Annotated in this window: 13 protein-coding genes and 1 pseudogene; 11 read left to right on the top strand and 3 right to left on the bottom strand. The window is 32.4% G+C overall.

Features of this window, described 5'->3' with window-relative positions:
- Positions 1-293: pseudogene (locus tag CHB81_RS26080) on the bottom strand (hypothetical protein); the annotation flags it as partial.
- A 238-nt stretch (positions 294-531) separates the two neighbouring features.
- On the opposite strand from CHB81_RS26080, the gene CHB81_RS26075 reads away from it, so the two are divergent.
- Positions 532-765, top strand: coding sequence for a hypothetical protein (locus tag CHB81_RS26075; protein WP_141130470.1), 234 nt, complete (start codon positions 532-534; stop codon positions 763-765).
- A 112-nt stretch (positions 766-877) separates the two neighbouring features.
- Here CHB81_RS26075 and CHB81_RS26070 read toward each other — a convergent pair whose 3' ends face one another.
- Entirely contained in the window at positions 878-1,684 is an 807-nt protein-coding gene (locus CHB81_RS26070) for a DUF3667 domain-containing protein (protein WP_089354739.1), read from the bottom strand.
- A 165-nt stretch (positions 1,685-1,849) separates the two neighbouring features.
- Here CHB81_RS26070 and CHB81_RS26065 point away from each other — a divergent pair, with 165 nt between their 5' ends.
- From CHB81_RS26065 to CHB81_RS26020, 10 genes are all read left to right on the top strand, one after another.
- Entirely contained in the window at positions 1,850-2,986 is a 1,137-nt protein-coding gene (locus tag CHB81_RS26065; RefSeq protein ID WP_089354738.1) for a pyridoxal phosphate-dependent aminotransferase family protein, read from the top strand.
- A 3-nt stretch (positions 2,987-2,989) separates the two neighbouring features.
- On the top strand, positions 2,990-3,397 hold the full coding sequence (locus CHB81_RS26060; protein WP_089354737.1) for a DUF2007 domain-containing protein: 408 nt from the start codon (positions 2,990-2,992) through the stop codon (positions 3,395-3,397).
- A 211-nt stretch (positions 3,398-3,608) separates the two neighbouring features.
- Positions 3,609-3,794 carry a hypothetical protein gene (locus tag CHB81_RS26055; protein WP_089354736.1) on the top strand — a complete coding sequence of 62 codons (186 nt, stop codon included), beginning with the start codon at positions 3,609-3,611 and terminating at the stop codon, positions 3,792-3,794.
- A 64-nt stretch (positions 3,795-3,858) separates the two neighbouring features.
- Positions 3,859-4,062 (top strand): hypothetical protein, encoded by a 204-nt coding sequence (locus tag CHB81_RS26050; RefSeq protein ID WP_089354735.1) that lies wholly within the window; start codon positions 3,859-3,861, stop codon positions 4,060-4,062.
- An 87-nt stretch (positions 4,063-4,149) separates the two neighbouring features.
- A complete protein-coding gene (locus CHB81_RS26045) occupies positions 4,150-5,013 on the top strand; it encodes a TraB/GumN family protein (RefSeq protein ID WP_089354734.1) in 864 nt (287 codons plus the stop codon).
- Positions 5,014-5,020: 7 nt separating this feature from the next.
- Entirely contained in the window at positions 5,021-5,524 is a 504-nt protein-coding gene (locus tag CHB81_RS26040; RefSeq protein ID WP_089354733.1) for an RNA polymerase sigma factor, read from the top strand.
- Positions 5,514-6,128 (top strand): hypothetical protein, encoded by a 615-nt coding sequence (locus tag CHB81_RS26035; protein WP_089354732.1) that lies wholly within the window; start codon positions 5,514-5,516, stop codon positions 6,126-6,128. Before CHB81_RS26040 ends, CHB81_RS26035 begins: the two co-directional genes overlap by 11 nt.
- Before the next feature lie 165 nt (positions 6,129-6,293).
- Positions 6,294-6,911, top strand: coding sequence for a dethiobiotin synthase (gene bioD, locus CHB81_RS26030; RefSeq protein WP_089354731.1), 618 nt, complete (start codon positions 6,294-6,296; stop codon positions 6,909-6,911).
- 101 nt (positions 6,912-7,012) lie between these two features.
- Complete coding sequence (gene bioA / locus CHB81_RS26025; protein WP_089354730.1) at positions 7,013-8,284, top strand: adenosylmethionine--8-amino-7-oxononanoate transaminase; 1,272 nt, start codon at positions 7,013-7,015, stop codon at positions 8,282-8,284.
- Positions 8,285-8,403: 119 nt separating this feature from the next.
- Positions 8,404-9,573 carry a beta-ketoacyl synthase N-terminal-like domain-containing protein gene (locus tag CHB81_RS26020; protein ID WP_089354729.1) on the top strand — a complete coding sequence of 390 codons (1,170 nt, stop codon included), beginning with the start codon at positions 8,404-8,406 and terminating at the stop codon, positions 9,571-9,573.
- Between the two features lie 83 nt (positions 9,574-9,656).
- On the opposite strand, the gene CHB81_RS26015 is transcribed toward CHB81_RS26020, so the two are convergent.
- Positions 9,657-10,250: T9SS sorting signal type C domain-containing protein (locus CHB81_RS26015; RefSeq protein ID WP_176427582.1), on the bottom strand; the 594-nt coding region annotated here is incomplete at its 5' end.

Genomic DNA, 10,250 nt, shown 5'->3' with positions numbered 1-10,250 from the left:
AAAACTATGGAAATATCGGGAATATTAAATCTTATACCAGCCTGCATCAAGCTAAGGGATTCCTTTTCTATGATATTGAGCACTTTTAGCTTAAATTCGGCTGAATAGCTTTGATTCATTCGTGGCAATAAACCAATTTTACCATATGCCTTATAAAAACTGACCCACTTACGAATATTCCATCTTGGAGTCTGTTTTAATTTTGAAACATATCCATCTGAATAATGCTTCTTTAAAACCAATTCTACACATTCTAACTTAAATGCATAGTCATACTTTACTTTTCTTTCCATAAAAAATGCCCCAAATAGTGTCTAACTTTTTGGGGCATGTTCACTACTGTGAATGGCTTTTTTTATGCCTTAATATTAATGGAAAGAATTTAAATGTTTGTCAAAGTATAATGTCAGAAAATTAACAAAAAACATGTAAAACATATAAAAACAACACATTTTTTCTGATATTAATAAAATATATTTGTAAGTATATTAACATTTAAATAATTTATTTATGAAAAAAGTTTTTTTTGGAATGCTAGTAATGGCATTAGGTTTTGGGACTATGTCGCTAACTACGATAAACGATCAGAAAGTTGTAAATGTTGTATTTGGCCCAACTTACACAGCACTTTGGCTGGGAAGTTGTTGTGAGTCACCGCTTACAGCTATAGAGCGTGATATTGTTAAACGCGGGTATCCACCTACTACACAGTACTTAATTATTAGTACTACAAGTAATTCAGTAACTTATAGTATTTATCCATAACTTATAGTATTTATTAAACATTGATAAAGTGTTTGTTTAATGAATACATATTGAAAGTCATTCGCCGCGGTGAATGGCTTTTCTGTTTTTTAGTTTGTTAGTGTTTTTAGTACTAGGAAAATATTCCCCAAAAACCACTTGAAATATAGGCGTTTATTGTAAATCCTGAAACAATTCCCCAGCAAATGATTCCAAAGGCGCTTACTCCAAAGGCTTTGGCAAATTGAAGTTTAGAGGTTTTATTTAAAAACCTGTAATAGAAAACAGTAAAATAAGCTAGTTGAAAAAGGAGAAAAAATAGAGTATTGTAATTTGGTGAGAGGTGGAATAAAAGAGAGATTGGAAGAATTACTAACGTATTGATTAGAATACAAAAGCCCAGCATATACATGCCTGCCACTAGATGCTCTGTATAGTTATAGTTCTCTTTTTTATAAAAGAGCCAGAAAAAAAATGCAATAAGAGGTAAAGCCATCATTGCCATTAGATTAGAATATTTCCTTATGAAATGATTTACTTTTTCTTTTCGTTCATAAAGATGTATCATTTTTTCTTTCTGAGCGGTGTTGGTAATACTATTCAGTTCTGTGTTTTCTTTCTGTTTATCTAGTGGAACTTCTTCTTTTGGAATATTGGATATAAAAACAAATATTGCCGCAATCAACAGGAAAAAATTAAGTGGCGAAAAATATTTTTTTCTTTTCCCATTGATGTATTCTTTGGCTACAATTCCGCTTTTTAATGCCAATTCCTTAATCAGTTGAAAAATGCCTTTGTCAGCATGTGTGAAATAATGAACGATTTCGTGAAAAATTTCATGTGCATTTATACGATGCAAATTGACTTTCTGACTACAGTTGGTGCAATAATTAAAATCGGGGTAATTAAGTGTTTCGCAGTTTTTATAAGTGATCTTCATTTTTTCTTTTTCTTTTTAATAAAATATATGAATTATTGGTAGTTAGTTTGTAGGATTAAAATTAAAAAAAAATAATTAACAATTTTAAAGATTCGAATTATAAGCCGCAGCGATATCAAGCTCCCTGTTTGTTTAGTTTGACTTCAATTTCATAACTTTGCTTTTATGAAATTACCAGAAAACCTAATTCAAAAGCTCGAAAATAGGAAGCAGAATAATTCGTTAAGACAATTGCCAAGTTTTAATAATCTTGTCGATTTTTCTTCAAACGATTATATAGGATTTTCAAAATCGGAAGCTGTTTTCAAACAAGCGCATCATTATTTAATCGAAAATGATATTATTCAAAATGGAGCAACAGGTTCAAGATTAATTTCAGGAAACCATTCCTTGTACCAAATTGCAGAAGCTTTTATTGCGCAATTTCATGACGCTGAATCAGCTTTGATCTTTAATTCGGGTTACGATGCCAATGTTGGTTTTTTTAGCGCTTTACCGCAGCGAAATGATGTTATTTTGTACGATGAATTGAGTCACGCTTCAATTAGGGACGGAATCATAATGTCGAACGCAAAATCGTATAAATTTAACCACAATGATTTTGAAGATTTAGAACGACTTATTATAAAATTTCCAAACACAAACATTTACATTGTTACCGAAACTGTCTTTTCTATGGATGGTGATTCTCCAAATCTGGAAGAACTGGTTGAATTATCTGAAAAATATAATTGTTACTTAGTAGTTGACGAAGCACATACTTTGGGTGTTTTTGGAGAAAAAGGCGAAGGTTTGACGCAATACTTACAATTGCATAATCGAATATTTGCCAGAATCATGACGTTCGGAAAAGGTTTAGGTTGTCATGGTGCAGCCGTTTTGGGAAGTTTAGAACTAAAGCAGTATTTAGTAAACTTTGCCCGAAGTTTTATTTATACCACAGGATTATCTCCACACTCCGTTTCTACAATTTTAACCGCCTATCATCAACTAGAACTAGAAAAGGAAACAATCGAAAAGCTGCGTCAAAACATTGTACTTTTTAATCAGCAGAAAAACTTATTAGGCTTAAAGCCAATGTTTGTCCGAAGCAAATCGGCAATACAATCTGCTATTATCCCGGGTAACGAAAATGTAAAACATTTAGCTCAACAATTACAAGATAAAGGCTTTGATGTAAAGGCAATACTTTCGCCGACAGTTCCGGAAGGACAAGAACGCTTGCGTTTTTGTATTCACAGCTACAACTCAGAAGAAGAAATTAATAAGATCTTAGAATTATTAAGAGACTTTGTGTTTTAAATTATGGAAGAAAATTTTAAATTACTTAGAAGGTTCCAATATTCATCGGAAGCACAAATTTTTAGTGGAAAACTTGAATCTGAAGGGATTAAGATTTACTTGCGTGATAATAATATAGTGGACTCAAATCCTATTTGGAGTAATGCTGTTGGAGGAGTTAAACTTTTTGTTAAAAGCGAGGACTTCGAAAGGGCAAATTTAATTTTATCTGACATCAGTCAGTTTTCTTTTGATGAAAATAATAAACTAATTAAATGTCCTAATTGTGGAGCAGAGGAGATAGAAATGGTTACTTCAATAAAAGATTTAAAGACATTTTTTGCTTTTATCTTTTCATTACTTTTTATTTTGATACCTTTTTATTCAAAACATAGGTATAAATGCAATAAATGCAAATTTGAATTTAACTAGTTTTTGAAATACTTAAATTTTGTCAGGCTTAGTGATCCCGAAGCTTCGGGATCGCTCAGGGTGACATTTCGGTTTATTGACATCTCTCTTAAAAAAAAATACAGCTGTTAAGCCCTTTATTTTCTCACTTCTTTAAAAAAGTTTAAATTTTTTTGTAACGTTTTGATTCTTTGATTACTTACGAGTCGTAATCAAATAAACCAAAATAATTATGAAAACAGAATCAACTTCAAAAAGCGAAAGTATTGTATTTATATTTTGCACTTCTTTAGGATTAGGCTATGCTTTAGTTAACCACTTTATTTTAGATAAGCCAAAAACTGAATTACTCCTGGAAATGATTTGTTTATTTATGCTTTCGATCGCTTCGTGGCAACGAAAAAAAAATATCAAATAGTAACAGCGGGTTTCAGTCATCAAATCAATAAATAACATTAATCAATCAACAAAATCAAATAATTATGAAATCAATCTCAACTTCAGTTATCGAAAAAATATTCAATTTTGTATTTGTCACTCTTGCTTCTGCGGGACTTGGATATTCTTTAGTGAATCAATTTATTTTAAATCATCCTAATAAAGATTTACTTCTGGTTATGACCTGTTTGTTTTTTGCTTCATTAGCTTCCTGGGAGAGAAAAAAACACACTAAAAATAATCCATAATCAATCATCAATCAAGTTATCACAATCAATCAAATAGTAATAAAAGAGTCAATCAAATTATCATCAATCAATTAATCAATCAACAAAATGAAAAAAATATTTACATTAGCAATAGTCGCAATTACATTAGTTTTTAGCGGAAGAACGCAAGCTCAGACAAAATCTCCAAAACTTGAAAATTCGCTTCTTTGGGAAGTGTCAGGAAACGGATTATCGAAACCTTCTTATTTGTACGGAACAATCCATATGATTTGTGGGGGAGATTATTTTCTTTCGGAAAAAACAAAAAAAGCATTTGGCGCCTCTGATAAATTAGTTTTGGAAATTAATTTTAATGATCCGAAAGAAATGACAGATATGCAGCAAATGGCAATGGGAAAAGAACCTTTGAGCAAAAGATTAACTCCGGAGCAATTGTCTAAATTAGATGCAATATTAAAAAAATCAGCAGGAATGACTATTCAACAAGTAGATGCTTTTAGTTTAATGACCGTGATGAGTTTGATTTCGATGAAAACCTTTGGTTGTAATGATTTGAAGTTTTATGAAATGGATTTTATCGAAAGCGCAAAGAAACGTAACGAACAAGTTGGAGGATTAGAAACTGTAAAATCACAATTCAAATCGTTAGAAGATGCTTATTCTGATAGTGAAATGATCGAAATGCTGGAGGAATCTGATGCAGAGCAAACAAAGGAATTGGTGACAGATTATAAACAAGAAAATCTGGAAGGGTTATATAAAAAGATAACAGCTGAAAATGTTATGAACGCCAAAGCAAGAAAATATATGCTTGACGAAAGAAATATAAATTGGGCAAAAGCTTTGCCTGAAATGATGAGCAAAGAAAGCTTATTTGTAGCGGTTGGATCTGCACATTTGGCGGGTGATTTAGGAGTAATTAATTTATTGAAAAAAGCAGGATATACAGTAAAACCAGTAATGAACTAATATTGTTTTGAAAGAAAAAGAGCAAGAATTTTTAAATCGGATCGAAAAGCACAAAGGAATTTTGTACAAAGTTTCTAAGATGTATATGGATAATCATGATGATCAGCAAGATCTGTTTCAGGAGATTGTTTGTCAGCTTTGGAAATCATATGATTCTTTTAGAAATGAAAGTCAGTTTTCGACCTGGATGTATCGCGTTGCTGTAAATACTGCCATTGTTTTCCTGAGAAAAGAAAAACGAAAGGTCGATAAATACGAAATCGCTTCAGAAAACATTAAGGATGATGAAGGTGACTCGCATATAAAAGAAAGTCAGATTGACCACTTTTATAAAGCTGTTCAAAAACTGGAAAAAATAGATAAAGCGATTATTTTTTATCAGCTGGAAGGTTTCTCACACAAAGAAATAGGAGAAAATCTTGGGATTTCTGAAGGAAACGCCAGAGTGAAATTGAATAGAGCAAAAGAAAAATTAAAAGAAATTATTAAAAATCAAGGATATGGATTTTAACGATATACAAAACGCATGGAATAACGAGGAGACTAAGAATGTCGTTCTTCCAAGCAGTTTAGAAAAAATACAACAGGCTAATACTCCACTAGATAAAATTAGAAAAAATCTTAAAAATGAATTTATTTATCAAATCATTTCAATTATTTTTATAGGGTTTATACCGGTGTTGTGTAAGTTTCCTTCAAAAATGACGACTTTATATTATTTGCTTTTCAGTCTTTTTGTGGCAGTTTGTGTTTATTATTTGGCTAAACTTTATTTTTTTTACAAAAGATTGAGTTCCATAACTTTAAAAACAAAGGATAATTTATACGAAACGTATTTTGATATAAGGCTTAATATGGAGTTATATAAAACGTTTGGATTTGCTTTGGTGCCTTTTCTAATTCTTTATTTAATGGGTTTTATGTATTTGGAGTTTTCGAAAATTCCGGGTTTTCTGTCAAAAGATTTTACAAATTTTCAATTAGGGGCAATATTTTCGATTGTGGTTTTTAGCGTACTCTTTATGGGAATTACACTAGAATGGTGGGTTCATAAATTTTATGGGAAGTACGCCAGGGAAATAAAGAAAGTTATAGACGAATTAAAAGAAGAATAATAAAAAACAATAAACCCATCGTAATGATGGGTTTTGTTTTTATTGGTATTTTTGCGGAGAATATTACACGGAGATGCACGGAGTAGACGCAGAGATTCACAAAATAATTTATTCTTTGTGTTGCTTTGTGTTATTTCTTTGCGAATCTCTGTGAAACAACAATCTATGAAAATATTTATAACAGGAATTTCTACCGATGTTGGTAAAACAATTACTTCTGCAATTGTTGTCGAAGCTTTAGAAGCTGATTACTGGAAACCTATTCAGGCAGGAGATTTAGACAATTCAGACAGTCATAAAATCAAATCAAAAATTTTTAATCAAAAATCAAAAATTTTTGAAAACGCTTACAAGCTAAATACACCTGCAAGTCCACACTTGGCCGCAGAAATTGATGGAGTTACAATTGATTTAAAACAAATTACTGAGCCTAAAACTGATAATCATTTGGTAATTGAAGGCGCTGGAGGAATTTTTGTTCCATTAAACGAAAATGATACTATTATAGATTTGATTCAGCCTGATTATAAAGTAATTGTTGTTTCAAGACATTATTTAGGAAGTATCAATCATACTTTATTAACTATTGAAGTAATAAGAAATCGTGGTTTTGAAGTTGCCGGAATTATCTTTAGCGGAAGCGAGAATAAATCTACAGAAAGTTTGATTCTGAATAAAACAGGTATAAGATGCATTGGAAGAATTGACGAAGAACCGTATTTCGATCAAAATGTAATTAAAGAATACGCCGATTTATTTCGAGACAATCTTCTAAATTTATAGAACAAAGAATATAGAATAAAGAAAATAGACTTTCCTATCTTTGTCGAAATTATAGAAGTCTAGTCTTTTTTCTATACTCTCTACTCTATTTTCTAAATACCATGACATTAACAGAAAAAGACAGCCAATATCTTTGGCATCCTTATACACAACACAAAACATCACAAACTCCAATTGCAATTTCAAGAGGTGAGGGCGCTTTGCTTTGGGACGAAAACAACAAAGAATATATTGATGCGATTGCATCTTGGTGGGTAAATCCGTTTGGGCACAGTAATAAAATTATTGCCGATGCGATTTATAAACAATTGACGACTTTAGAGCATGTTTTGTTTGGAGGTTTTACGCATGAACCTGCTATAAATGTGGCTGAAAAATTAATTGAAATTCTACCTAAAAACCAGCAGAAGATATTCTTTTCAGACAATGGTTCTACAGCTGTCGAAGTGGCGATAAAAGTTGCCTTACAGTATTTTTTCAATAAAAATGAAAAGAGAACTACTATAATTGCTTTCGAAAATGCGTTTCATGGAGATACTTTTGCGGCAATGGCCGCAAGCGGAATTTCATTTTATACACAAGCATTTCAAGGAATGTTTATAGATGTGGTTAGAATTCCGGTTCCGGTAAAAGGGCAGGAGCAAGAGAGTTTTGAAGCGTTGAAAAATGTGATTCAAAATTATAACTGTGCCGGATTTATTTTTGAACCTTTGGTACAAGGAGCAGCCGGAATGGTAATGTATGCACCAGAAGCTTTGGCAAAACTGATTCAGATTTGTAAAGAAAATAACGTCTTGACGATTGCTGATGAAGTGATGACAGGTTTTGGTAAAACAGGAAAAACCTTTGCAATGGATTATGTTTCTGAAAATCCGGATATGATTTGTTTGTCGAAGGCTTTAACGGGAGGAACAATCCCAATGGCGATTACGACTTTTACGCAAGAAGTTTTCGATGCTTTTTATGATGATGATATTAATAAAGCATTATTTCACGGACATACTTTTACCGCAAATCCTACTGGTTGTGCAGCGGCACTGGCAAGTATCGATTTGTTGCAAACGCCGGAAATGCAAGCCAACATTGAAAGAATAAATAAGAGCCATTTAAGTTTTCAGAAGAAAATTGAAAACCACTCAAAAGTAATTACCGCCAGAACATTGGGAGTTATTTTTGCTGTCGAAATTAAATCAGATTTAGAGGAAAGCTATTACGGATCAATGCGAACAAAACTTTATAATTTCTTTATTGAAAAGGGAGTTGTTTTAAGACCAGTTGGAAATATCGTTTATATTCTTCCGCCGTATATCATGACAGACGAGCAGCTTCAAAAAGTGTACAAAACGATTGAAGAAGCTATAGAAATGGTTTAATTTTGCTTTGCCCACAGATGAAACGGATTAAACGGATTTACACGGATTTTAATAATTATCAGCAAAAATTCGCTTAATCCGTGTCATCCGTGGTCTATTTTTTTACTAAATAAAATATTTTGAATACACAAAAAATCTCGATTACGGCTTTTTCTTCTATTTCTCCTTTAGGGAATACTAAAGAAGAAGTTTGGGAAAAATATCTCGACAATAAACATTGTTTTTCTAAGCAATTTTTAGATCAACAAGAAACTTCGGTTGCGGCACTTGATGCTGAGTCGAAGCAAATTGTTGCTGAAATAAGGGAATCAGATCCTAAATATAAATTCTTAGATGATTCGGTTTTGTTTGCTTTGGCGGCTTCTCGAAAAGCGATCGAACAGGCAGGTTGGAACTCAGAGGATATTTTCGGAATAAATATTGGTTCGTCTCGAGGAGCTACAGATTTATTCGAGAAACATTACAAAGAATACATCGATACAGGAAAAGCACAGACTTTAGCATCGCCAACGACGACTTTAGGGAATATTTCGTCCTGGATTGCGCACGATTTACAAAGTGTTGGACCTGAGATTTCGCATTCTATTACGTGTTCAACGGCATTACATGCTTTATTAAATGGATTTGCGTGGTTGAAATCCGGAATGGCGGATAAGTTTTTGGTAGGTGGAAGTGAAGCTCCATTAACAGATTTTACGATTGCACAAATGCGTGCTTTGAAAATATATTCGCGTATTAATCAAACCGAAGAAGCCTGGCCAAATCTTGCTTTCGACTTTGAGAAAACTCAAAATACAATGATTTTGGGCGAAGGTGCCGCAGTTTGTTGCTTAGAAGCCGGAGAGGCAGCAAATGCAATCGCTTACGTTACCGGAGTTGGATATGCAACGGAAATCTTAGAACATAATATTTCGATATCAGCAGAAGCAGATTGTTTTCAGAAATCGATGAAAATGGCTTTGAAAGATGAAAATTTAGAAGATATTGACGCTATCGTTATGCATGCGCCCGGAACGATAAAAGGCGATTTGACAGAATTGCGTGCTATCGAAAAAGTCTTTGGTTCTAATGTACCTCTGTTAACCACTAACAAATGGAAAATTGGACACACTTTTGGCGCTTCAGGAATATTAAGCCTGGAACTTGCCCTTTTGATGATGCAAAACGACACTTTTATTGGAGTACCATTTGGAGAAAAGCAAAGTCAATCTAAACCAATTAAGAAAGTGCTAATAAATGCGGTTGGTTTTGGTGGTAATGCCGTGAGTATTTTGATCGAAAAAGCATAACCTATTTCGTGTTTAATAGATAATAAAAAATCCATTCTGTATAAAACGGAATGGATTTTTTGTTTGTGAAGATCATAATATATCTATTGAAATATGATTTTTTTGGTTGTTAGAGAGTCATTATCTAAAGTAACTTTTACCAACAAAACCTGATTGCTTGATTGTAGGTTTGGTATTTGTAATTCGGCAACTCCAATTTTCTTTTTATTGTAAAGAAGTTGTCCGTTAATATCATAAATAGTTACTTCCTTAATAGTTTCTTTAGTAGAAGTTACTTTGATTGTTTTTTCTTTTATTGAAACAAAAACACCATTTTGAGCATCTTCAAAATCTCCTGTTCCAAGAGTTTTCTTAACATACGCAATTGTAAAACGGTCAATAAAAGTTCCTATTGCAGTTGTAAATGTATAATTACCAGCTTGTAGATTTGTAACTATACCAGTTGTTTTATCTTCTAAATATACAGCCTGATTATTAAATAAACCGTCAGCATGATCAATTGCGATAGTAAAATCACCTGCAACGGTAGTTTTGTATCCTAACGGAATTTGGTCAGTATCCTGAAATGGCAATGCACGTCCTTGAATAGCTAGTTTTTTTGATTCATTAATACTGTAAAAATCTATAAAACTATTTCCATTCATTGTCGTAGCATCATAATTAATGTCCCAGGAATT

Origin of the sequence: Flavobacterium sp. ov086 (assembly GCF_900187965.1) — a bacterium.
Taxonomy (GTDB): Bacteria; Bacteroidota; Bacteroidia; order Flavobacteriales; family Flavobacteriaceae; genus Flavobacterium.
The sequence above is the reverse complement of the archived record's forward strand: the minus strand, read 5'-3'. Positions and strand labels throughout refer to the sequence as shown.